This is a genomic window from Streptomyces sp. JLBJ103 (assembly GCF_058215575.1).
In genome coordinates this window covers 6,941,901-6,965,064 of the sequence record NZ_CM177089.1, presented here as the reverse complement: position 1 = coordinate 6,965,064, position 23,164 = coordinate 6,941,901, and the positions used below count along the sequence as shown (strand labels likewise).

Below are 23,164 nucleotides of genomic sequence, written 5' to 3'. Positions count from 1 at the left end.
GAGAGCTGGAACCTGCGATGACCATCGGCAGGTCGACGACGGCAGGATGAGGCATCGGTGAACGCCCCATGCACAAGCACGATGGTCGGCGCTACGGGGGGTGGGTTCGTGCATGTCGGTGACCTCCGCATGGATGTGGTTCCGCAGCCAAGCGCATTCAGGTACGACGGGGCATCGCGCGAACGTACCAACAGGTCCGCTCAGTTGTCGGGCAAGGCCATGACCAGGTTGGCGAGCTGAACCCGTGAGTTGACCGACAGCTTGCGGAAGGCGGAGGTCAGGTGAGTGTTGACCGTGTGCGGGGAGACGACGAGCAGGTCGGCGGCCGACCGGTTGGTGTAGCCCTCGGCGATGAGGCGCGCGACCTTCTTCTCTGAGGCCGTGAGGGCCCCCCATCCCTGGACGGGGCGCTGCGTGGACGCTGCCCTGCGGCTGCCGGCCCCCGCACCATCGAGATCGCGCTGCATGCGTGCCGCTGCGGCATGGGCACCTGACTCGGCGAACGTGCCCTGGGCGTGCGTCAGGGCGGCCACTGCCTGAGATCTCCGGCCCGCTGCGAGGAGTGCCTGTCCGAGATCGGCGTAGGCGGCGGCCCGGACCAGCGGGCGAGGGCTTGCCCTGAGCAGTGCCACGGAACGTTCCAGCAGGGCGAGATCGTTCTTCACGAGTCCGAGGGCCTGCGCCCCGATGCCCGTGGCGGTGGGCACGGCCGGGTTGCGTTCGGCATGGGCTTCGGCCTGTGCGGCGAGGTCCTCGGCGAGTTCGTGGTCCGCGCCCCGCAGAGCTATGCGTATCGCGGAATCAACCCAGTTGCGCAACAGTGTCCAGCGCATGAAGAATCCTTTCCGCTGCACCTGTCGAATCTTGTCGATGGCAAGCCCGATCTCTCCGTCGGCCTCGGCGTGGACCGCTTCCAGGAAGCGCACCGCTGCCGTGTTGCCCGGGTTCGGTTTGGCTGTCAGTCTTTCTTGCGCTGCGGCCAGGTGCTCCCGCGCCGCTTCCCGATCGCCGCGCAGCAGGGCGATCCAGGAGCGGATCACGCGAGCGTTCACCTGCTGGACGGGTACCTGTACGTCGTCTTCCAGTCGCTCCATTGTCACGAAGCCGGCGTCGGCGTCGGCGAGCCTGCCGAGCCCCAGATCGTGCTGACACTGTGCCCACAGCATCATTGCCTGACGCATCGACCCGGCATTGTCTGCTGCCTGCAGGAGCAGGCGTTCGCTGGACTCGAAGTCGTCCACGTGCAGGTGCGCGACGATCTCTTCGGGAAGGAAAGCGGAATCGACGGCACTGAGTGAGCTGAAGCACTCCAGCGCGACGACGTTCTCACCCGCGCTCCGCGCGATCTCGCCGAGCGCGGACAGCGTCAGGACGTGCGCCTCCCGGTCACCGATCGCGGTAGCGGCACGCAGCGCGGTCTCGCCGGCCTCGCGCGCCGCGACAAGATCATGGTCCCGGGACAGAGCCAGCGCACGCAGAGCGGCCAGCCTCGCCCCGACCTCCGGCGCGGCGACGCCGATCGCGAGGGCCGATTCGGCCCGTCGGCGTAGTTCCTCAGCGAGATCCATGTTCCACAGCGTCCTGCCGAGGGCAGCCTGCAGCCGACTGAATGCCTCCAGTGGCGGACGGAGGATCAGCAGCCGGTCGCCGGTCAACAGCGCCTCTCGGCTCCTGCCGGCCCGAGTCAGGCAGACGATCGCCTGCTCACCCACTTCGAACCGCAACGGCCGCGCGGGCGGCACCAATTCCAGGGCGCGCGTCATCAGGTCGGCCGCGAGGCCCGGCGTGACCGGCAGTACGTCGTCAGCGGCTTGCCGCAGCAGTGCCACGGCTTCCTCGTCTCCGGGCAGGGCGCCCCTGAGGATGTGCGGCACCGCGTCGATCGGCTGACGGCCCGCGGAGACAAGCTGGTGGGCGGCCTCTCGGTGCAGAGCCTTCCGGGCTGACGGCGGGATGTCGACGTAGATCGCTTGGCGCAGCAGATCATGCCGGAAGGTCAGATGATCGCCGTCGTCGTCCAGGAGGCCGGCGCGCACCGCCTCCTCGAGCGCCGCGATCAACGTTGCGGACGGTTGGCCGCAGAGCGCGGCGGCGTCGTGGAAGCCGAACCTGCGTCCCAACACCGCTCCCATCTGAAGGAAGCGCAGTGTGCTGGGCGGCAGGGATCTGAGCCTGGCGCGCACACCCACCACGAGCCCTGGGGGCACAAGTTCACCCGAGGCCTTGACAGTCCGCAGTCCCGCGGGCATCTCGACCGCCGGAAACGGGTTCCCGTCGGCTCCGTCGAGCGAGTCCCGTACCCATTCGTCAACGGCTGCACCCAGTGTGTCGCCGGCCGGTTGGCCGATGGTGGCGCCGGGCAGTGGCCCCAACGGCACAGTGAGCGTCGGGAGTGTGTCCATCGCGGCTGCGACGACCTCCTCCGCTGGACTGGCGGGCTCCAGTCGCCCGGTCAGCAACCACAGGACCGGCGAGGTCCGCAAGCGTGTCGGAAGCCGCTTCAGGGCGAACCAGCTCAGCGGGTCGGCCCACTGCACGTCGTCGAGAGCGATCAGCACCGGCACGCTGCCGGCTCTGGCTTCGATCGCCTCCGCCAGGCGCTCCACCAGCCAGATCCGGTGATCGTGATTGCGCGCAAGATCGGCAAGGGCATCGCCGGACAGCAGCGGCTGATCGCCATGCAGGATGCAGGTCGCCAGCGACGAGAGCGGGACGATGCGATGCAGCTCATCGGCCTTGCCGAGGCCGACTGAGAATCCCGCTGACCTGGCCCTGGTGACGGCCTCGGCGAGCAACGTGGTTTTGCCGACGCCCGGTTCGCCCTGGATCAGGGCCAAGCCGCCGCTTCCGGTCCGGGCCACCGAGGCGATCAGTGCCTGTAGCTCTTCGAGCTCGGCCTCTCGGCCGCGCAGACCATTAAGGGACAGCGATCCGCCTGACCCCGCCACTCACGCGCCTTCCTGTCCGCACTCGCCGGCCGAAGCCGGGCTCAGCCCCTGCCGACTGGTGACTGCGCCCTTCGGGGTCGCCTGTCGGCGCTGGAAGGTCTCAGCGCCGGAAGGACCGGCGAGCGCCTCGGGCGGCAGATCGGTGGCGGGCTCACGTTCTCCGTCGGCGTGGAAACGCCCGAGGGCGTGCGTGACGTCCAGCGGGTCGCGGCTCTCCGCGGGCTCGCCATGCGTGGCCGTCTCGCGGCAAGCCAAGCCCACCGTCTGAGAGTGCTTCGTCACTGCGGGTCTGCGGTCGTACTTCTCGTGCCGACGCGGAGCATGACAGAGATCGTCTTCCTCGACGCCGAGTGGGAGGCGGACGCGATCAGTGGCCCGTTCTCCTCGCTGATCATCATGCTGCTCGCCACGGCCACGGCGAGCCTCCTGCCGCACCCGTTCCGGCGCAATGCAGTTGCTCTCCGCTGACATCGGGAAAGGCCCGTCCACCACGGCTGACGGCTCGGTTGGCGTAGCGCCGGCCCGAGTGTCACGCCACTGGCTCGGAGACATGCCGTACGCATCGCGGAAGAGTCGGCTGAAGTGGGCCGGATTGGTGAAACCCCAACGCCGGGCCACGCCGGAGACTGTCGTCTCACCGATGTCGCCCCGGGCGAGATCCCTGGCACACTCCCGCAGCCTACGGCGCTTGATCAGGCGACTGACGGTGATCTCTTCCCCTTCGAAGAGCTTGTGGAGGGACCGGAGGGACATCCGGTGAGCAGCCGCGATGGTGTCCGGACTGAGCCCCGGATCCCCGAGGTGGCGGTCCACGTAGGCGCGGACTTCCCAGGTCTGGCGGTATCGGGAATCGACCGTGCCCTCCACGTCACCGGCGGCCTGCTCGGTGATGAGGGTGGCCACCAAGTCAGTGAAGTTGCGGGCCAGGCGGCCGGCAACACGCTCAGGACAGTCCGCCGCTTTCTCGGCCATCGTCACGAGAAGCGGTCCGACCAGGGCGGCCACCGGACCGGCCGCGTCGATCACGGTGGCCGTCACCCGCTCCAGTTGGTCGTCCCGTACGCCGAGAGCGCTGCGGGGGACGAGGCAGGCCTTGATGGCTACACCGCGCGGAAAGTCGACCACATGCGGGCGCTCCGTGTCCCAAAGGGCAAGCGTTCCGGCGGCGAGCTCAGCCGTTCTTCCGCCCTGCCGCAGCACAGCACTGGTGGCCCCCACGACGGCGACCACCACGAAGCCCTCGGTCTGCCCCGCATCACGGGCGATCCGTCGTCGGCTGCGGGTGAAGCGTTGCGGATCCGCGTCTGTCGTGACGAAGAGCAAGTGCCCCAGTGGCTGGGTCGTCATCCGGCCTTCCAGCGATGGCCCCCCGTACGAAGCAACCGACACCGGGAGAGTTGCCATGGAGACAGCCCGGCTCCAGCGGCGAATCCTGTTCCCGCAGTCCGGAAATCTGGCTGTGTCGATCACAGGTGTCATAGGGGTCCTCCAGCCGGTCACGCGTGCCGGAACCCATCGCCGCACAAGCTGTCGGCTCGGCACAGCGTCCATCTTGGAAGGCCCGATGACTTACGTCGTCGGCATGATGACTGCGAAGTGACTGTGAGGAGGCGGTGCGCCGAGAGACATGTGATTCTCAGTGCGCCGTGGTGTTCTCTGCGCGCACTTAGACTGTTCCTGTCCAGGTCAGAACAGTGGCGCAGGGGAACATCGGATGTCGGGCAACATACTGTTCGGTAGGGACAAGGAGCTGGCGACTGTCGACGAATGGGTCGACGGACTACCGGAGCGCGGCAGTGCACTGCTGATTCAGGGAGCCCCGGGGATCGGCAAGTCCTCCCTCTTGGCCCACGCTGTCACCCAGGCCCAGAACTCAGGATTCATGGTCCTCAAGGCGTCAGGTGTACAGGCGGAGACCCATCTGCCATTCGCGGGGCTGCACCAGCTGACCCGGACCATGGTGGATCGGGTCTCGCACCTTCCTCCCATCCAGGCGGATGCGCTGCGGGGCGCCTTCGGCATGGCAGAGCCGTCCCCCAGTGCCTCCGCGCCCCAGTTCTTCATGATCGCCCTGGCCACGCTCAGCCTGCTCGTCGAGGCGACCGCGGAAGCCCCCGTTCTGCTGATCGTGGACGACGCCCAGTGGCTCGACGTCCCGACCCTGGACGTTCTCGGATTCATCGCACGGCGCCTCGGCGCCGAACCTCTCGGCCTGCTGTTTGCCCTCCGTGAAGGCCACGCGGCGTCGCTGGGCACCCTGGACATCCGCGAACTGCACCTGAAGCCCCTGGAGCCAGCCGCGGCCGATGCTCTGCTGGACGCCCGCGAACCCGGTCTCGACCCGGGCGTACGTCGCCGTGTGGTGGAGACGGCCGCCGGCAACCCTTTGGCGCTGATCGAGCTCCCGATCACCCTCGGCGCTGACGGGGAGACCTCGGGGGCCGTGGCATCGACAGCACTCCCCCTCACCGCCAGACTCGAGCGTGCTTTCGCCTCACGCCTGGCCGATCTGCCGTCCGACACACGCAGTGCGCTGCTCGTCACCGCCGCCGACGACGGCGGTGCGCCGATCGATGTGCTGGCCGCCGCTTCGATACTCACGGGCACAGAGATTTCCGCACGCTCCCTGGAGCCCGCCATAGCCGCACGTCTGGTGTCCGCCGATGAGTTCCGCATCGACTTCACCCATCCCTTGGTGCGCTCGGCCGTCCTGGGCTCGGCAACGCTCGCGGACCGTCTCGCCGCCCACGGCGCACTGGCCGACATCCTTCATGGACAGCCTGACCGGCAGGCATGGCACCGGGCTGCGGCCATCGGTCGTCCCGACGAAGCGGTGGCGCGGCAACTGGACCAGGTGGCTCTCCGAGCGAAAGGGCGTGGCGCCGCCGCGGTGGCCATGATGGCGTTGGAACGCGCCACAACACTGAGCGAAATTCCTTCCGGAAGAGTGGCACGCCTCCTGGGCGCCGCGGAACTGGCCCTTGAACTCGGCCAGACGGACCGAGCGTCAAGCCTGTTGCAGCAGGCCGAACCGCTGGAGCTCGGCGTGCTGGAGCGGGCACGGCTACTCCTGCTGCGCGAGGGGCTCGAAGTGGATGTCGCGGGGAGCACTCCCCGGCTCCATCTACTGATCACAACAGCGGAGCGGGCCTCCGAGGCCGGCGATCCCGAACTGGCCCTGCGGCTGTTGCGCGCAGCCGCGCGGCGGTGCTGGTGGTCCGATCCCGGACGGGAACTACGGGAACGCGTAGTGGCTGCGGCCGAGCGGCTACCCGTTCCGGAACTCCACCCGGACCTGGTGTACACACTGGCCGCGGCCACCCCGGTGGAGCGGGCGGCGACGGTACTCGAACGCCTGGAGCGCGTCGAACGTCAGGGCGGGTACGACTTTCTGGCCGCTGCCACCCTGGGCACGGCGGCCACGATGGCGAACGCGTACGACCACGCCACCGGATTTCTCCGGCACGCGGCGGCCGGGCTGCGTGCCCAAGGCTGTCTGGGCCTGCTGGCCCAGACACTGGTGCCCCTCGCCTTCAGCGCCCTGCACACCGTCGACTGGGAGACCGGACTCCCGGCTGTGGCCGAGGCGATGCATCTGGCCGAGGAGAACGCCCAGCCGCGCTGGCTGACCGGCGCGCGAATCGCGAAGGCCCAGTTCGCCGCATTGCACGGAGATCTGGACACGGCGCTCTCCGTCATCGACGAGGCGGAGCGTCAAGGGTTGTCCGTGGCCAATGCCTCCAACCTCGCGTTCATCCAGATCACGCGCGGCCGGATCGGGCTCGCCGCCGGCAACCACGCCGAGGCGTTCCACTGCATCTGGCGGGTGTTCGACCCGACCGATCCGGCTTACCATCCGTTCCTGCAAACCACCGCCATCGCGGAGTTGGCCGAGGCTGCGATGGGCGATGATCAACGAGCCATGGCGAGGGTCGCGTTGCGACAGCTCGACGCGTCCGCCGGATCCAGCGAGGCCCAACTGATCCGGATAAACCTGGGATTCGCCCGTGCGCTGCTCTCCGACGATGAGCATGCGGAAGAGCGCTTCCGCTCGGCGCTCGATCTGGACATGTCCCATGCGCCCTTTGCCCGCGCCCGACTCATGCTCGCCTACGGCGCCTGGCTCCGACGGCGTCGCCGCGTGATGGAAGCCCGCACCCCGCTCCGGATCGCCCGAGAGTCCTTCGGGGTCCTCGGTGTGGAGCCCTGGTGCGAACGCGCCTGCCACGAACTCCGCTCGGCAGGCGAGGGCAGCAAGCGTCAAAGCCGTACCGACTGGGACCTGCTTACACCTCAAGAGCTGCAGATCGCCCAGCTCGCGGCGGAAGGCCTCTCCAACAAGGAGATAGGTCAGGAACTGTATCTGTCACCGCGAACGATCGGCGCGCACCTGTACCGCATCTTCCCGAAGCTCGGGATCACCTCTCGCGGCCAGCTGAGGGACAAGCTGAGCGCGAACTGAGCATGACCCTCCTGCCCCCACACGCTTGTTGTCCCGCACAGCACAGCGGGCAGTCACTGCGGCAGCACGGTCGCCAGCCACTGCTGGACTTCGGGGGCCACGGGGTCGGCTATGTCGGCGAACTCGTCGTGCTTCTTGAGGAACTTCGCCACGTAGGGACAGACCGGCACGATGCGCTTCCCGGAGGCACGTACGTCGGTCAGGGCCTGCTGGACGAGGAGCGAAGCCAGGCCCTGCCCGGCGAAGGCGTCGTCGATTTCGGTGTGGTAGAAAACGCGCTGGTCATCGCGGTCGCGGTACGCGGTGAGGCCGGCGGTTTTGCCGTCTACCAGGATTTCGTACCGGTCATTGGCGTCCACTCGCTGGACGGTCGGAGCGGCGGCGGGCTTTGTCATCGTGTGCCTTTCAGTGGCGCGTTGGGTTTGTGCGCGGCGAGATGGTGGCTTTCGGAAGGGCGGGCGCGGGAAGGCGATCGCCGTCGTAACCATCGACCCTGCCGAAGCGGTCGGATGCGTTCTGCCACGCTTCCCTGGCTTCGACGATGTCTTCGTGGCTGCGACCGATGAAGTTCCACCACATGACGATCTGTTCCTCGAACGGCGTCCCGCCCAGCAGCACCGCCCGGGCAGGGGTGTCCGTCTCGTTTGTCAGCGTCAGCGTGTCGTTTCCCGTGCCGAGGTAGCCCAGCTCCGCCGGGCGCAGGAGCGTTCCGGCCATGCGGACGTCCCCTTGGTCGACGAGAAGGCCGTGCTCGAAGGCGGCATCCACCGGGAGTGTGGCCGTCGAGCGCGGCTCAAGGACGAGTTCGGCGCCGAGCAAGGGCGTGAACGTTCGCACCGGAGAGGTGTCCCCGGAGAGGGATCCCAGAAACACTCTGATTTCTGCGCCGCCCACCCGGACCGGGCTCGGCGCGTAGTGCCGGAAGTCCCTGCTGGTGTGCCGGTGTTCTTCGGGCAGCACCACCCACAACTGGACGCCGTGCAGGGTCGTGGTACGGGTGGTGGAGACTTCCGAGTGGCAGATGCCGTACCCGCCGGTCATGAGGTTCAGCTCGCCGGGCCGTACGAGCGCGTGGCTGCCCAGGCTGTCGCGGTGCTCGATCTCTCCGCTGAACAGCCAGCTCGCGGTCTGAAGGCCGGTGTGCGGACGGGGAGCGACGTCCATGCCGCCCGTGTCAGCGACGTTGTCTGGGCCGTAGTGGTCGACGAAACACCAGGCCCCGATCAGCGTCCGGGCCCGCTGCGGCAGCGTGCGCCGCACCGTCGTCCCTCTTGGCCCGCCCAACGGGACGTCCCGCGCGGTCAGCACGTCGACCTGCGGCGCGGCCTCACCGTGGTCCGCGGCGCCGCAGCGCAGTTCGGCGGGATCCACTTCTACGTTGCTCATCGCACGCCCCTCTCGCACCCGACGTTGATTTCATATTCAATAATCACGCCTGATAGTAAGGTCCAGCCCCATCACATGCACGGCAGAGCGAACGAGGGCCGGGGGGCGGCCCTGAAGGAGTCCACGTTGAGTCACATCACAGCAGACCCCGCGAGCCGGCGTGTCTTCATCGACAAGCAGAGCCCCAAGGCCTACCACGCACTGGTCGAGACGGCCGATGCGGTCCGCGCGGTCGCCGCCGAGTCGGGGCTGGACCGCAGCTTGGTAGAGCTGATCAACCTCCGCGTGTCACAAATCAACGGCTGCGCCTACTGCCTCAACGTGCACACCAGGGCCGCGCTGCGCGCTGGTGAGACCACCCAGCGTCTGGGCGTGCTGGCCGTCTGGCGCGACACCGAACTGTTCACGGAACGGGAACGCGTGGCACTCGCCCTGGCGGAGGTGACCACCGAACCCGCGAACGCCGTCGCGCAGGAGAGCGCCTACGAAACAGCTCGCCACGTCCTCAACGACGACGAGATCTCCGCCGTGATCTGGGTGGCGATCACCATCAACGCTTTCAACCGGGTCTCTATCCTGAGCAAGCACCCCGTCCGCGGGATCCCCCTGATACCTGGTTCCCCACGTGGGTGATCGCCACCTCGGTCCGCTCAGCAGACAGCGCTCAAGATCAGGTCGGTAACGGGGCCGGGCGGGACCGGCGCAGGCGGTGTCCGAGCCAGGCGATGGGCCGCAGGCTTGAACAGCACATCAGGGGCGGCCGGTGGAGGTGCCGTGTCTGTTGGTGCACCACGTGGTCCGTCCGCGCCTCCGAGGGGTGCGGGGGCGTCTTCGACGTGCGCAGCAGCGGGCCGGGACACGTCCCTTCCTGGCACTTTCAGGCAAGAAGCGGTGCATTCGAGGACAACAGGCGGCGCGATGTCGCCCTAGCGTGATGACATCCCGTGCCGCGAAGCCCGGACGTCGGACGCCGATGGGTCGATGCCGTCCGTACAGCGCCCTGCCTCATCGAGACAGAGCGTGGTCCTGCGCGCGCCAGTCACTCCGGACGAAGGAACGCGACCTTGCCGTACATCACCGTGGGTCAGGAGAACTCCACCTCCATCGACCTCTACTACGAGGACCACGGAACCGGGCAGCCGGTCGTCCTCATCCACGGATTCCCGCTCGACGGCCACTCCTGGGAGCGGCAGAGCGCCGTGCTGCTCGACGCGGGCTACCGTGTGATCACTTACGACCGCCGCGGTTTCGGGCAGTCCAGCCAGCCGACGACCGGCTACGACTACGACACCTTCGCGGCCGACCTGAACACCGTGCTGGAGACCCTCGACCTGCGGGACGCCGTCCTCGTCGGGTTCTCGATGGGTACCGGTGAGGTCGCCCGGTACGTGTCCCGCTACGGCTCCGCCCGGATCGCCAAGGTCGCTTTCCTGGCCTCGCTGGAGCCCTGCCTGCTGAAGAGCGACGACAACCCGGACGGGGTCGCCCCGAAGGAGTTCTTCGACGGCGTGGTCGCGGCCGTCAAGGCGGACCGCTACGCGTACTACACCGCCTTCTACAAGGACTTCTACAACCTCGACGAGAACCTCGGTACCAGGATCAGCGAGGAGGCGGTCCGTAACAGCTGGAACATCGCCGCGGGCGGCGGCTCCTTCGCCGCCGCTGCCGCACCGTCGACCTGGTACACCGACTTCCGTGCCGACATCCCGGCCATCGACGTGCCGGCCCTGATCCTGCACGGTACTGCCGACCGGATCCTGCCCGCCGAGGGAACCGCGCGGCCCTTCCACAAGGCGCTCCCATCCGCCGACTACGTAGAGGTCGAGGGCGCCCCGCACGGACTGCTGTGGACCCACGCGGAGGAGGTCAACAACGCGCTGCTCACCTTCCTGAGCAAGTGACCCCCTGCCAGAGCAAGTGACCCCCTGCCGAGGCCCGCCCGGCGGGCCTGCGGATCGAGGCTGCTGTCGGGATCGCTGGGGACGGGGATGCCGACGGCGCTCGCGCGCGGTCGGTGCCGCTGCGGTGTGCCTCGTAGGAATGTCGCCGGATCCACGGCGAACTCGCGGCCCTGGCATCAAACTCGCCGCCTCCACCGTCTGGGAGATCCTCCGCGAGCACGGCATCCCACCCGCACCCGAACGGCAGAGCACCACCTGGACCGACTTCCTCCGCAGCCAGGCCGAGACCCTTCCCGCCTGCGACCTCTTCGAAGTCCGCACGCTGACCGGAGCACGCCTGTACGTCTTCACCGTCACCGAGCACATCACCCGTCGCATCAGGATTCTGGGCGCCAGCGCACATCCGACCGGGGACTGGACCGTGCAACTCGGGCCCAACCTTCCTGCACCAGGACATCGCCTGGCAGCAACTCCTCCCGCTGGACCTGGGGTTCGGGTCCGGGCAGACCTGCTGGCGGCGCCTGGACCGCTGGCAGCGGGCCGGAGTCTTCGAGCGGTTGCACCGGATCCTGCTCGCCGAGCTCAACGCGCCTGGCGAGCTCGACTGGACCCGCACGTGCGTGGACGGCTCTCACGTGCGCGCGAAAAGGCGCCGCGACCGGTCCGTCACCGGTCGACCGGCGGAAGACGGGCAGCTAGCACCACCTGGTCTGCGACGGCAAGGGCACCTCGCTGCACGTCATCACGACCGTCGCCAACGTCAACGGCATCACCCAGACCATCGACCTCGTCGACGGCATTCCGCCCGTCGCCGGACGAAGGATGTGCGTGAGCTGCGACGCCGCCGCATCCAGGCGGTGATCTCCCGCAAGGGCTCCCCGAACATCAAGGGCCTGGGCAGGCTCCGCCACGTCGTCGAGCAGACCTTCGCCCTGCTCCACCAGTTCAAACGCCTCGAGGTCCGCTGGGAAGGACGTATCGAACTCCACGACTCCTTCCTCTCGTTGGCTTGCAGCCTCATCTGCTGGAGACGCCTCAAGAAGACCGGATCATGATCGCGTCATGAGCTCATAGGAAAGGAGTTGAGCGAGGCGGCACCCGCTGCTACTTTCGCGGTGGACCGTGAAGTCGTCGTATGGAGGTGAGCCCCGTGAACACAGTCACCCATGGGTGCTCCCTCAACCCGTCACGGTCCGGCGGCTGACGTTCGGTGTCGCCAGGAGCGCCTGAGATCGAGGCACTCCTGGAAGGAGACTCCGATGAACACGAAGCCCTTCACATCTGGCCTGAGCGAGAACGCGGTAATGATCACACGCGTCGCGGACAGGCAATGGCATGCACTGGATGACAACCTGGTGGTCGGCCGCGGGCATGCGCAACACCGGCCTGACGGACGCTTGTTCGTCAGCATCGACGCCTGGCACGACGCCACCTTCGACCGGCTCGCCGAGGCGATGCTGGCGGAACTGCCGGCGCCGCTGTACACGGTGGTCGACGAAGCCGACATCGAGCTGACGGCCGGCTGGCGGCGGGCCGGTTTCACCATCCGGCGCCGCGAGTGGGAGTACGTCGTGCCGACCGACCCGCGGGTCACAGGGCTCGAAGCAGTCCTGCCGCCTTCGGGCGTGACGATCGTGCCCGCCGGTCAGGCGGACCAGAGTCTGCTGCGGGCGGTGGACCGCGCGATCCGTGACGAAGTCGAGGCGACCGTCGGGTGGCAGTCGATGCCCGCGGAGGTAATTCCCCGCCCCGAAGACGACACCATCGTCGATTCGTCGAAGTACGCGGTGGCCGCGGCGCCGGACCGCTACCTGGGTCTGACCCGGGTGGTGACCGTGAAGCGGCCGCGCATCGGGCTGGTCGCGGTCCGGGCCGGTGAGCAGCGCCGCGGCATCGCGCGGGCCCTGCTGGCCCACACGCTGGGGACGCTGCACCGCTCCGGGTTCGCCGCGGCCTGGACCGAAGTCCACGAGTCCAACCAAGCAGCCTCGGCGCTGTTCGAGGGCATCGGCGCCCGGCCGATGAGCAGCAACCTGGAGCTGGTGCGATGACGAAGAACAAGAACGTCATCGAAGTCGAGGGCAAGGTCGTCGAGTGCCTGCGCAGCGCCATGTTCACCGTGGAGCTCGAGAACGGCCACCAAGTGCTCGCGCACATCAGCGGGAAGATCCGCAAGAACTACATCAAGATCATGCTGGAAGACCGGGTGCTGGTGGAGCTCCCGCCGTACGACCTGACGCGCGGCCGGATCGTGTTCCGGTACCGGAACTAGCGGCGATCGGCACCTTCCGCGGTACCTGATCCTGGGGCCCCGGTCACAGCGTTTCCGTGACCGGGGCCCCGATGATGGCTCGCACGGCCAGCGGCGGCCACCGCTCCAGCCTGTGCCGTTCAGAAACCCGTCCCGGCAGGTCAGGCCGCGTACCTGTACTGGTTGATCAGGCCGCCGAGGACGCGAGTCTGGAGTAGTCGTCGCGGAGTGCTCGCCTTGGTCAATGCTGCGACTTGGCGGTCGCTAAGGGGCGGACGTTGCCCTCGGGCCTGACGGGGGCGCCTCGTGGCGCACCACGGGATGTCACACACTCCCGGCGCGGGAGGCACCTGGTTCACTGACGGCGGGGGCATAAAACCGCAGCGCAACGCAGGGGCCCAATTCTGGAAACCCACACCCTCCGCGGTGCACGGTGGCTGTGCGGCACGTTCGGGTGTACGCCGAAGCGCCAGCATGGCGACCGGCCGCCGGATGCGGCAGATTGGCCTCATGGCGGTTCAGGTCATCGTAGAGGCGGCCATCGCGTCAGGGGATGGGATCGGCGTGCCAGTGGCGGCCAATGTGCGCCTACAGGTTGCATGCCTGTTGCGGTCACCCGGAAGCGCTCCGGCTGTCCGCCGAGGCCACCGCACCCGTTGTTGTCGGCGCCGGCCTGATCACCGTTGGGACCGGAGCAAATCGCGAGACGCATGGCTGACAGAAACAGAGTGCCCCAGGTGAGCAGCAGGAGCTCGATATGCCCGTAGCAAACGCCGAGGTGGCTGTATTGATCGTCGGCGCTGGGCCAGTCGGGCTCACCGCCCGAGCGCTACTGGAGCGCTGGGGCCTGCGAGTATTACTGGTCGAAAAACACGGCGAGCTGTCGCCTTTTCCCCGGGCCCGGCTGGTCAACCTGCGCTCGATGGAGATCTATCGTCAGCTCGGGCTCGCTGCCAAGATCACGGCCAATGCGTTCGCACCAGAGTACGGCCGCATCCGCTTCCGCGACACCCTACGCGACCGCGACTTCGCCACAGCAGCGATGGTCGGGGTCAACGCTCCGGTACCCGAGAGCCCCGTGATCGGTGTGGTCACCTCGCAGGATCTCTTGGAACCCACTCTGCTCGCCGCAGCAGACGCACACGTACGGTTCGGGGTCGAGCTCATCGGCCTGGCCGAAGAAACCGACAGCATCGTTGCCTTGCTGGTCGACCACCAACGCGGTAACGAGGTACGCGTCCGTGCCCATTATGTACTCGCCACCGACGGCGCGAACTCCACCGTCCGACGACTACTGGGAATCGACACCACTGGCCCCGGAGCGATGGGGGGCTTCACCACCGTCCTGTTCGACACCGACCTCAACCGCTGGTGCGCCCACCAGCCCGCCGGGGTCTACTTCACCGCGCACGGATTATTCGCCCCGCTCTACCCCGAACGAGGCTGGGCCTGGTTCACTCCCACACCCGAAGGCGCTGCGCACGCCGACTGGCCCGGACTCCTCTCGCACGCCCTTGGTCAGTGCGTCGGCGTACAAGCCGACGCATTGCGGGTCGAGCACTGGGTGATGAACGCGTTCGTCGCCGAGCGCTTCCGTCACGGCCGGATCCTGCTGACCGGCGATGCCGCGCACGCAATCCCCATCATCGGCGGCTTGGGCATGAACACCGGCATCGCCGATGTGCACAACCTGTGCTGGAAACTAGCGGGCGTTCTCCACGGGTGGGCCGAACCGAGCCTGCTGGAAACCTACGAGACGGAGCGACAACCCGTCGCCCACCGAACGCTCCGCCAAGCGGTGGCCAACACCCGGCTCATGCTCCAAGTGCAGAACCGGCGCCGCGAGCAGCGCCACATCAGCGAAGCAACGCCGAGCCACATCGAACTTCCCTGGTCGGACCGGTACTTCGCTCAGCTCGGCCTCGTGCTCGGCGTCACCTACCACTCTGACGCTGTCCTCACCGACAACAGCACCCCACCCGAGTCATCCGACACGGGCACGGATTATGTCGCCGCCGCAACACCAGGCCATCGCATGCCACACCTCTGGCTCACACGCAACCGATCCACCCTCGATGCCTTTGGTGAATGGTTCACCTTGCTCACTCCTGACCCCACCCACTGGGCACAACACACCACCGCAACATGGCCGCTACACATCGAGACCCTTCCCGACGAGCACATCGAGCTCTGCGATCTTCGCCCACATGGAGCACTGCTCATCCGACCTGACGGCCACATCGGAGCCCGCTGGCGCGACCGCCCACTGAGCGACGCGCCCCTCCACCACGCCCTCACCGCAATTACCCACCCCGCACCGCCCCCCTGATGGCGCAGCACCCCATGACAAGTACCGCCAGGCTGCCTGAGCGAAAGCATCGCCACAGCTCACGTGCGCCGCTCGAACATCACCGCCGCAAGTTGTCCGCCCTCACCTTGAGCACTCTTGACCACTGCGTGAGTCGAAGCTGTCTCCGTACACCGAGCCCCGCATGCCGCTGGTCGGGGGCTATAACGTGCCTCTATGTCTTTCGTCAAGCGAGGCGTGGGGTTCGGGGTTCGTAGAGGGTGCCGTCGCGGAGCATGGCGAACAGCACGCTGATGCGGTGGCGGGCGAGGCGGAGGAGGGCTTGTGTGTGGGTCTTTCCCCGGGCTCGGCAGCGGTCGTAGTAGGAACGGGAGGCGGGGTCGTGCAGGGCGGCGAACGCGGACAGGAACATCGCGCGTTTGAGCTGTCGGTTGCCGCCTCTGGGTGCGTGTTCGCTGTGGATGGAGGTTCCCGAGGACTTCGTTGTCGGGGCCAGGCCGGCGTAGGAGGCGAGGTGGGCTGCGGTGGGGAAGCTGGTGCCGTCGCCGACGGTGACCAGCAAGGTTGCGGCGGTCCTGACCGCGACCCCCGGCATCGAGGTCAGGACCTGGGAAAGAGGGTGTTCCTCCAGGAGGGCCGCAATCTGCGTTTCCAGAGCTTGCCGCTGTTTGTGAACGGCGGCAAGTGAGCGGGCCAGCGAGGGGATCACGACGTCGAGAGTGCCGGTTCCGGGGACGGTGACGGTCTGCTCGTCGAGTGCGTCGAAGACCTCGTCGATCAGGCGCTGGGCCATGCGTGGGGCCTTGGGCCGGATCACTTCGACCAGCCTGCGTCGGCCGGCCTTTCGCAGGGCGGCCGGGGATCCGTAACGTTCCAGCAGCCAGGTCACGGCCTGGTGGTCCAGGCGGGGCCCGAGGACGCGCTCCAGGCTGGGGTGGAACTGGGTGAGCAGGCCGCGTATCCGGTTGGAAGTGCGGGTGGCCTCGGCTGCGAGGTCCTGGTCGAAGCCGACCAGCACGGTCAGTTCGGCGGTGATCTCGTCGGTCACCTGAAGCGAGCGGATGGTGTGTGGCATCGTCCGGGCTGCGTCCGCGATTACTGCGGCGTCCTTGGCGTCGGTCTTCGCCTCGCCCGGGTAGAGATCGGCGATCCGCCGCATGGCCAGGCCCGGCAGGTAGGCGACCCGGCAGCCGGTGTCCCGGGCGACTGTCAGTGGCAGGGCTCCGATCGAGGCGGGCTGGTCCACGATCACCAGCACGGTGCCGAACTTCGCGGCCAGCTTGTCGAAGACAGCCCGCAGCTTCGGCTCGCTGTTGGGCAGCTGCTTGTCGAAGACCTTCTTGCCGGCCGGCGTGAGGCCGTGCCCGTGATGGGTGCTCTTGCCGACGTCCAGGCCGAAGAAGACGCCCACGTCGTCGATGTCGTCCAACCCATCCTCCCGAGCGGGGTTCGTGCGGTGCTGGCCAGGGGCTTCGGGGCCGTACGCGCGCATCCACGTTATGCAGACCTGCCGCCCGCAAGCGGCCTGGCGTTGCGCCAGGCCAGGCGGTAGTCGGACCTCTCATCAGCGTCTCCAACGGCACCCCTCGGGCCCGGCGACACCACCCCCCAGGTCATCCCTTCGACAGGGGGGAACAGTCATACCGGGCCCGGAGGCCAGCGGCCCTCTTGCAGGACCGCGAAGAAGATAACGGGGGGCGCGTGGTGAGCCTGCTGGACTTGCTTCCCGACGACTTCACTCCCGCCGGCGAGGGCGACCTCACGTGAAGAAAGCATTCAGGTCAGCCAGTTGCTCGACCGTGCTCCTTCGGTCAGGGAAGGCTACTGAGGGAGGGCGAGGGCTCGGGCCTGCTGTGACAGCCGTCGCCAGCAGATGAGTGCGCATCCAAGGGTGAGGAAGACACATCACGATGCCAAGGTGTCAAGCCGCGGCAGCCATCTGAGTGGGGAAGGCGGTCTCTTCATCGAACAACTCGCCTTTCTGGAGGCAGCGGTAGAGCTGGTCGAGCATGCGATTGAAGAGATGTCGCTGGGCGGCGGCGTGCCAGTCTCCGTGGTCGTCGCGGCGCCGCCGATAGTGGTCCATGGCTCCGGGCGAGGCCCGGAGAGCGGAGAAGGCCCATAGGTATGCGGCGTGTTGAGCCGGTCGTTCTTGACCCACCGGCGGGTGATACTCGGCTTCTTCCCGGAGGCCCTGGTGATGGGCGAGGAGCCGGCGTATGCCTTCAGGCCAACACCGGAGCCGAACCTGCACAACCTCGACGGCGGGCAGTCCCGTCCGTGCCTGCTCCAGGAGCGCGGCGCGCACCGGTACCCGTGCTGGCCTCGACCTGCCCCAGATGGAGTTCGTGCGGCGCGTGGACCTCCCAGTGCTGGAGTCAACTCGTAGATCACGTGATCCGACTGCGTACTTGACCAGTACGAACCCGAATAGTGCTTCTGCCCTATGTACCAGCGGAACGTCCGCCACGGCTCGGCCGCGTACAGCATCTCCAACGGCACGACGCCCACGCGAGACCTTCGGACGCCTCGTCCTCGGCAAGCCGAACACGTACCTCGGCATCCACCATCCGCCCCCCAGCGTCCGTGTAACTGACCTTGATCGCAAGGCAGTTACACGGGCACTGGAGTACGAACAGCCACACTCAATTCCGATCACCCGAAAGGGTGATCAACCAACCCCTAGGACTCCGGAGCCGTATGTTTCAGGTCGGTATCCAAGCTGGAGCCTCAGCTGATGGCCAGGGTGCGGTCCAGGAGGGGGAGCAAGCGATCCCAGTGGCGCTTCAGCCCGGAGGCGCTGAAAGCGTCGGTGTCGGACATGGTGAAGCCATGGATGGTGCCGGGGTAGATCTCGGAGGTGTAGCCGACACCTGCGGCATCCAGGGCCTGGTTGAGCTCGCCGAGTGCCTCGGGTGTCATGTCGCCTTCGGCGTGGCCGAGGTGGACCTGGGCGGTGAGCTTGGAGAAGAGGTCGGGTCCGTCGATGCCCACGGGGCCGTGGAATGCGGCGATGGCGGCCACCTGGCCGGGGTGGGCCGCGGCGGTGCGCATCGCCAGGAGGCCGCCTATGCAGTAGCCGGTCACCGCGACCGGTCCGGCGTCGACCTCGGGCTGGGTGGTGAGGAATCTGAGGTAGGCGTCGGCGTCACTCAGAACACGTTCGGTGGTGTGCGCCTCGATCAAGGGCATCAGCTGGGCGAAGACCGCGGGCCGGGCCTCTTCTCCGATGTGCTCGGGAAGCTCGACCACCGGTGCCGGGCCGTGCCGATAGAAGAGATTGGGGACGAGCACGTAGTACCCGTGCCCGGCCAGTTCGTGGGCCATCTCCCGCAGTACGGGCCGGATACCGAAGCCGTCCGCGTACATCAGCACCCCTGGGTGCCGCTCACCGGAGTCGGGGAAGGCGGCGAATGCGTCGGCCTGACCGTCCACGGTAGCGATCTGCAGCGTCTTGATGGGCATGAATCCTCCTGTCGTGGTTGATATGTCGAACCTGTGATCAACACGACAGAGGCGGAGCTCGCGCAGCAGCGCCAGATCCTCGCTCGAACAGCGGGCCCGCACCGGCCCGTACGGCGCTCAGAAGAGCACCGGGTCACCGATCCGTGTGTGGCGCGAGGCCGTCCCGGTAATCATGGTCGCGCAGCGTAGTCCACTGGACCAAGCCAACGCCAGCACGCAAGTCCCCATTGCGGGTTGGCGAGGATGGCCTCGGACTCGGAACCCAGTCGCCGCGCTGCCCGTCCGCTGCGGGTCACCTGGCCGTAGCGAGGACCTGGTTGGCGTCTCTCTGGCCGGGCGTGAGCTTGTCAGTGCGACTGACGGTGAAGCCCGCGCTGAGCCTGGAGACCCACGCCGCCGAGTACTTCCCGCCCGCTAGGTCGAGCTGTACGCGGCGATCCGGCGGGACCATCGCGGCGGCATGACGATGCGGGAGCTCGAACGCAAGTACAACCATGCCGCCGAGCTGCGCAACGTGCTGGAGACCACCGGCGGTGAACTGCTCAAGACCCGGCTGCCCAAGCTCACCCGGTTCGTCATCCTCGACGATGCGGTGGACCAGGTCCGCCCACTGCTGGGGCAGGATTACCGAATCGTGGGCTACGAAGGGTTCATCGACACCATCGTCGACCTTCAGACCCACTTGGCCTCCTGCGCCACGGCCGCACCGGAGATGCCGCGCGAGCGTCAGCCCTTACCCGGTGCCCTGTTCACCAGCGACCCGCGCACCGGCGAATCCCGCATCAGCGATGTGGAAGACGCTGAACCACTCCTGGCCCGGCTCATGCAGGAGTCGGCCAACGTCCTGGTCATCGGCAAGCCGGGAAGCGGCAAAAGTACCCTGCTGCGCGCCCTGGTCAATGACACTCCCGCTACGGCGCGCCGTTTCCGTTTCTACTTCGACCTCAGCTTGAAGCCCAAGGACGAGGCCTTTGCCGAATACGTGGCCCGCATGCTGGCGCCCTGTGTGCCGGGCGAACGGGCGCGCGCCTTCGACCTGTTTCTGTACCTGATCCGCTCCGGTTCAGCCCTGTGTGTCCTGGATGCCGTCGACGAGGCCGTGGACGAGCCCAGCCCCAAGGGATTCCTGCGTTTGTTCGCGGACCTGGCCTCGGTGCTGTCGGCCGAGTCCTGCGTCGTGCTCAGCTCCCGTGTCTCCTTCCTGGCCGATTCTCCGCAGATCCGGCGCCTGCTCGACTGCTCCAGCGCGAGGTCCGAGCAACTGGTCGAGCAGATGTACACCAACGGCGTGGATCCCCAGCGCGTCCCCCGCTTCAGCATGCTGCGCCTGACGGACGCACCGACCGACCGCGAGCCCCTCGGATACCGGCCCCGCCGTCCTGTCCACGCCGCTGGCACGACGCCTCCAGAACGCCCTGGACATCGCGGGGACCCCAACGGTTGCTGAGTTGATCGGCACCCATATCGACCAGGTCCTCGCCGACGCCGGCGAAGCCAACCGCCTCGCCGGCCTCGAACGCCGGATCGCCCACTTCCGCAGCACCTACTGGCGCCAGCACCTCACCACCCACGGCACCGCCAACGACCTCCTCATCGCCTACCAGCACCAATACCGCCTCTCCGACCGCTTCACCGAAATCCTCGCCGAAGCAGCCGACCACAACCGGCTCATCCAGACCCAGGAAAACCAGCAGATCAGCGGCGCCCTCGGCATCCTCACCATCCTCGGCCTCCCCCTCGGCACCGCCCGGGGCGCACTCCAAGTCCTCGGCGACCAGAACCCCTGGCACCTCCTCACCGCAACCACCGGCGCCCTCGCCGCAACCGCCGCACTCCTCACCACCCGCTATGGCCGCCTCGTCCTCACCTCGCTCCGAGGCCGCCGCCCCCTGACCGATCAAGACAACTGACTGGCTTCGTAGGTCTCTGGGAGCAGCAGTTGTCGGCGAGTTCGGGAGGTGGTTCGGGGCGCCTCGGCGCGGAGATGTCGACGAGAACCGACGGCACGTCTGCGGCCGAGGCGTCGTGGCGTCCCTCGCGCGGCGGATGGGCTGAGGTGTCAGCGGCCAGTCCGGAATCCCCACGTACGGCCAGTTGAGATGTCACTCTCGGTTTCGGATTGACCGGTTCCTGATGTGGCCGGTCACGTACAGGTGGACGCGATGGGATGCCGGCCAGGTCGGTACCGGGCACAGGCGATCAACTGTCTGCGCAGGCGTCTTGGCCGACGAGTTGTGCCACGCGCTCCATGCAGCGCATCCGGGCAGGAGAGAAGTCGTAGGGCATCTTGGTGATCGCCTCCGAGGCGCCCATCTGCGTGTCCTCCTCCTCTGCCAGGTCGGCGTCGCAGGTCTCGAAGAGCTCGTCATCGGCCGTGTCCAGCCCGGCTGCCGTGATGGCCTGCATGAGGGCCATGTGGTGGGTGTATCGCTGTACGGCGATTTCCTCGACGCGCGGGTCATCGGGGTCGACGCCGTCGTCGAGGGCGGCCTCAGCCTCGTCGAGACGGTCCTCCTCGGCCCGTAGGTCGGGATGGGTGGCCAGCACGATGTACACGCTGGCCTGTATTGCGGAGCCGAGCGGACCGAAGATCCGTTCCGTGACCAGCAGGGCCTCCATGTCGGAGGCGCGCAATGCGCCAGGGGGCAGGTGGCTGAGCCGATCCGTCACCAGCTCGGAGAGCAGGCCCTGCGGGCTGCCCACAGCCCGCAGGCGCCCGACGGCCGCGCGCTGACGTTTGATGTCGGCCTCCTGGGCAGCCAGGGATTCCTCCAGCCGGCCCAGGGTCTCCTCGATGTCCCCGGATTCGTCGAAGGCAGCTCGCATGTCGTCCAGACTGATGCCGACCTCCGCCATTCTGCGGATCCACAACAGGCGGATCATGTCGGCGTAGCCGTAGCGGCGGCGGCCGTCTCCACCGCGCTCGGGTTCCGGCAGCAGACCGATCTGGTGGTAGTGGCGGATAGCGCGGGGGGTGGTCCCGGCGAAGGCGGCAGCAGCGCCGATCTTGACCTGGCGGGGCGGTGTGATGGAGGGGTACATCGCAGACGGAGCCTTTCGTGCTGTGGTGCCTCGACGACACCACATGCCGCTACGGCAGGTGCAACAACACACCACCCGGGTTCCACCGACCGCAGCTCGCGGGCGACCTGGTAGAGACTCGGGCCGACGCCGTCTCTTTTGGGGAGCGGGTGATGCGCTGGAGGGTGCAGAAGGCGTGGGCGACGGAGACGAGGGTGACGTGGTGGTGCCAGCCTCGCCAGGTGCGGCCTTCGAAGTGGGCCAGGCCCAGGGCCTGCTTCATCTCGCGGTAGTCGTGCTCGATGCGCCAGCGCAGCTTCGCGGTGCGGACCAGGGTGGCCAGCGGGGTGTCGGCGGGCAGGTTGGACAGCCAGAACTGGACGGGTTCGGGCTCGGTGGCGGGCCATTCGGCCAGCAGCCAGCGCACCGGCAGTTCCGGGCTGCCGGCGGCCTTGCGGATCTCGCGTCCGGCGGGACGCACCCGCAGGGCCACGAAGCGTGAGTGCATGCGTTTGAAGCCGCTGCGGCCGCTGCCCGGGCGGGAGCCTTCGCGCCACTGCACCGGCTTTGCGGCCTGCTTGCCGGCCGCGATGACCAGCTTCTTCACCGTCTGGGCAGGCTCGGGGTAGACGGGCTGAGGCCGGGGGCCTCGACCGCCATAAGGCGGGGTATGCGGCCGTGCCGCTTCCGGCTGGGCGGTGGTCGTGGTGGAGATGCCGACCGCGTAGCTGAGGCCGTGTTCTTCCAGGCCCAGCCGGAAGGCTGCCGTATCGCCGTAGCCGCCGTCGGCAACGACGAGCGGGACCTCGATGCCCCACGACCTGGTCTCGTCGATCATGTCCAGGGCCAGCTGCCACTTCTCGACATGGCCGACCTCTTCAGGGATGCCGCACTTGGTGCGGCGGGCCACCTTGGCTCCATCAGCCTTCGGTGAAGCGGGGTCCCAGCTCTCGGGCAGGAACAACCGCCAGTCGACAGCCGCCGACGCACTGTCGGATGCCAGGTGCAGCGACACCCCGGCCTGGCAGTTGGTGACCTTGCCGGCGGTGCCGGTGTACTGCCTGGCCACACACGCCGACGCATCCCCGTCCTTGAGGAAGCCCGTGTCATCGACGATCAGCGCGGTCGGCTTGATCACCTGCTGCATCCGGCATGCCAGGCGGGCCCGCACATGCGCCGCCTCCCACGGGCTGGTGGTGATGAAGTGGGCCAGGGCCTGCCGGTTGCCGTCCTCACCCAGCCGGGCGGCCATCGGCTCCACCGACTTGCGCCGCCCCTCCAGCAGCAGGCCCCGCAGATAGACCCCGCCCCACCGGCGCTGATCCGCCCGCCCGAACGAATCGAACATCTCCGCCGCGAAGTCCTCCAGATCACACCGGACCGCAGCCAACTCCCCACCCATCACACCCAGTCAACGACGCA

The 23,164-nt window shown here is 67.8% G+C and carries 17 protein-coding genes and 2 pseudogenes; 10 read left to right on the top strand and 9 right to left on the bottom strand.

All coding sequences use genetic code 11. The annotated features are described in order from the left end of the window. Positions 1 to 200 precede the first annotated feature (200 nt). Together AC4BEG_RS30490 and AC4BEG_RS30485 are read right to left on the bottom strand one after the other, a co-directional pair. Positions 201 to 2,948 carry an ATP-binding protein gene (locus AC4BEG_RS30490; RefSeq protein ID WP_490702880.1) on the bottom strand — a complete coding sequence of 916 codons (2,748 nt, stop codon included), beginning with the start codon at positions 2,946 to 2,948 and terminating at the stop codon, positions 201 to 203. Then, positions 2,949 to 4,352 carry a helix-turn-helix domain-containing protein gene (locus tag AC4BEG_RS30485; protein WP_490707260.1) on the bottom strand — a complete coding sequence of 468 codons (1,404 nt, stop codon included), beginning with the start codon at positions 4,350 to 4,352 and terminating at the stop codon, positions 2,949 to 2,951. Between the two features lie 310 nt (positions 4,353 to 4,662). On the opposite strand from AC4BEG_RS30485, the gene AC4BEG_RS30480 reads away from it, so the two are divergent. Next, positions 4,663 to 7,410, top strand: coding sequence for an ATP-binding protein (locus AC4BEG_RS30480; RefSeq protein WP_490707259.1), 2,748 nt, complete (start codon positions 4,663 to 4,665; stop codon positions 7,408 to 7,410). Positions 7,411 to 7,463: 53 nt separating this feature from the next. Here the strand turns inward: AC4BEG_RS30480 and AC4BEG_RS30475 are convergent, their stop codons facing one another. Both AC4BEG_RS30475 and AC4BEG_RS30470 read right to left on the bottom strand, forming a co-directional pair. Beyond that, positions 7,464 to 7,805, bottom strand: a complete 342-nt coding sequence (locus AC4BEG_RS30475; RefSeq protein WP_490702879.1) for a GNAT family N-acetyltransferase — start codon at positions 7,803 to 7,805, stop codon at positions 7,464 to 7,466. Between the two features lie 10 nt (positions 7,806 to 7,815). Further along, positions 7,816 to 8,796, bottom strand: coding sequence for a pirin family protein (locus tag AC4BEG_RS30470; protein WP_490707258.1), 981 nt, complete (start codon positions 8,794 to 8,796; stop codon positions 7,816 to 7,818). A gap of 126 nt (positions 8,797 to 8,922) precedes the next feature. On the opposite strand from AC4BEG_RS30470, the gene AC4BEG_RS30465 reads away from it, so the two are divergent. The 7 genes and pseudogenes from AC4BEG_RS30465 to AC4BEG_RS30435 all read left to right on the top strand — a co-directional run bounded on the left by AC4BEG_RS30465 (position 8,923) and on the right by AC4BEG_RS30435 (position 15,277). Then, positions 8,923 to 9,429: a carboxymuconolactone decarboxylase family protein gene (locus AC4BEG_RS30465; protein WP_490702878.1), complete on the top strand. Its 507-nt coding sequence runs from the start codon at positions 8,923 to 8,925 to the stop codon at positions 9,427 to 9,429. 431 nt (positions 9,430 to 9,860) lie between these two features. Continuing rightward, complete coding sequence (locus AC4BEG_RS30460) at positions 9,861 to 10,697, top strand: alpha/beta fold hydrolase (RefSeq protein ID WP_490702877.1); 837 nt, start codon at positions 9,861 to 9,863, stop codon at positions 10,695 to 10,697. Between the two features lie 143 nt (positions 10,698 to 10,840). Then, a pseudogene (locus AC4BEG_RS30455) lies at positions 10,841 to 11,139 on the top strand (integrase); the annotation flags it as partial. A gap of 382 nt (positions 11,140 to 11,521) precedes the next feature. Next, positions 11,522 to 11,752, top strand: coding sequence for a hypothetical protein (locus AC4BEG_RS30450; protein ID WP_490702876.1), 231 nt, complete (start codon positions 11,522 to 11,524; stop codon positions 11,750 to 11,752). Positions 11,753 to 11,956: 204 nt separating this feature from the next. Beyond that, positions 11,957 to 12,748 (top strand): GNAT family N-acetyltransferase, encoded by a 792-nt coding sequence (locus AC4BEG_RS30445; RefSeq protein ID WP_490702875.1) that lies wholly within the window; start codon positions 11,957 to 11,959, stop codon positions 12,746 to 12,748. After that, positions 12,745 to 12,969 (top strand): translation initiation factor IF-1, encoded by a 225-nt coding sequence (gene infA / locus AC4BEG_RS30440; RefSeq protein WP_010981942.1) that lies wholly within the window; start codon positions 12,745 to 12,747, stop codon positions 12,967 to 12,969. Before AC4BEG_RS30445 ends, infA begins: the two co-directional genes overlap by 4 nt. Before the next feature lie 736 nt (positions 12,970 to 13,705). Next, positions 13,706 to 15,277 carry an FAD-dependent monooxygenase gene (locus AC4BEG_RS30435; protein ID WP_490702874.1) on the top strand — a complete coding sequence of 524 codons (1,572 nt, stop codon included), beginning with the start codon at positions 13,706 to 13,708 and terminating at the stop codon, positions 15,275 to 15,277. Between the two features lie 205 nt (positions 15,278 to 15,482). Here the strand turns inward: AC4BEG_RS30435 and AC4BEG_RS30430 are convergent, their stop codons facing one another. The 3 genes and pseudogenes from AC4BEG_RS30430 to AC4BEG_RS30420 form a co-directional block, all read right to left on the bottom strand. Next, positions 15,483 to 16,685, bottom strand: coding sequence for an IS110 family RNA-guided transposase (locus AC4BEG_RS30430; protein ID WP_490702873.1), 1,203 nt, complete (start codon positions 16,683 to 16,685; stop codon positions 15,483 to 15,485). Between the two features lie 492 nt (positions 16,686 to 17,177). Next, positions 17,178 to 17,506: pseudogene (locus AC4BEG_RS30425) on the bottom strand (transposase); the annotation flags it as partial. A 480-nt stretch (positions 17,507 to 17,986) separates the two neighbouring features. Next, complete coding sequence (locus AC4BEG_RS30420; RefSeq protein WP_490702872.1) at positions 17,987 to 18,721, bottom strand: dienelactone hydrolase family protein; 735 nt, start codon at positions 18,719 to 18,721, stop codon at positions 17,987 to 17,989. A gap of 460 nt (positions 18,722 to 19,181) precedes the next feature. Between AC4BEG_RS30420 and AC4BEG_RS30415 the strand changes: the two genes are divergently transcribed. Both AC4BEG_RS30415 and AC4BEG_RS30410 read left to right on the top strand, forming a co-directional pair. Beyond that, positions 19,182 to 20,168, top strand: a complete 987-nt coding sequence (locus AC4BEG_RS30415) for an NACHT domain-containing protein (RefSeq protein ID WP_490702871.1) — start codon at positions 19,182 to 19,184, stop codon at positions 20,166 to 20,168. Position 20,169: 1 nt separating this feature from the next. Further along, entirely contained in the window at positions 20,170 to 20,631 is a 462-nt protein-coding gene (locus tag AC4BEG_RS30410) for a hypothetical protein (RefSeq protein ID WP_490702870.1), read from the top strand. A gap of 289 nt (positions 20,632 to 20,920) precedes the next feature. Here AC4BEG_RS30410 and AC4BEG_RS30405 read toward each other — a convergent pair whose 3' ends face one another. Together AC4BEG_RS30405 and AC4BEG_RS30400 are read right to left on the bottom strand one after the other, a co-directional pair. Then, positions 20,921 to 21,763 carry a MerR family transcriptional regulator gene (locus AC4BEG_RS30405; protein WP_490702869.1) on the bottom strand — a complete coding sequence of 281 codons (843 nt, stop codon included), beginning with the start codon at positions 21,761 to 21,763 and terminating at the stop codon, positions 20,921 to 20,923. Between the two features lie 49 nt (positions 21,764 to 21,812). Further along, complete coding sequence (locus AC4BEG_RS30400; protein ID WP_490702868.1) at positions 21,813 to 23,147, bottom strand: IS701 family transposase; 1,335 nt, start codon at positions 23,145 to 23,147, stop codon at positions 21,813 to 21,815. Positions 23,148 to 23,164: the final 17 nt, after the last annotated feature.

Excerpts from the sequence above, each read along its gene's own strand:
- AC4BEG_RS30485 (WP_490707260.1), bottom strand. The coding sequence starts at position 4,352 with ATGGCAACTCTCCCGGTGTCGGTTGCTTCGTACGGGGGGCCATCGCTG.
- AC4BEG_RS30480 (WP_490707259.1), top strand. The coding sequence starts at position 4,663 with ATGTCGGGCAACATACTGTTCGGTAGGGACAAGGAGCTGGCGACTGTC.
- AC4BEG_RS30475 (WP_490702879.1), bottom strand. The coding sequence starts at position 7,805 with ATGACAAAGCCCGCCGCCGCTCCGACCGTCCAGCGAGTGGACGCCAAT.
- AC4BEG_RS30470 (WP_490707258.1), bottom strand. The coding sequence starts at position 8,796 with ATGAGCAACGTAGAAGTGGATCCCGCCGAACTGCGCTGCGGCGCCGCG.
- AC4BEG_RS30445 (WP_490702875.1), top strand. The coding sequence starts at position 11,957 with ATGAACACGAAGCCCTTCACATCTGGCCTGAGCGAGAACGCGGTAATG.
- infA (WP_010981942.1), top strand. The coding sequence starts at position 12,745 with ATGACGAAGAACAAGAACGTCATCGAAGTCGAGGGCAAGGTCGTCGAG.
- AC4BEG_RS30435 (WP_490702874.1), top strand. The coding sequence starts at position 13,706 with ATGCCCGTAGCAAACGCCGAGGTGGCTGTATTGATCGTCGGCGCTGGG.
- AC4BEG_RS30420 (WP_490702872.1), bottom strand. The coding sequence starts at position 18,721 with ATGCCCATCAAGACGCTGCAGATCGCTACCGTGGACGGTCAGGCCGAC.
- AC4BEG_RS30415 (WP_490702871.1), top strand. The coding sequence starts at position 19,182 with ATGACGATGCGGGAGCTCGAACGCAAGTACAACCATGCCGCCGAGCTG.
- AC4BEG_RS30405 (WP_490702869.1), bottom strand. The coding sequence starts at position 21,763 with ATGTACCCCTCCATCACACCGCCCCGCCAGGTCAAGATCGGCGCTGCT.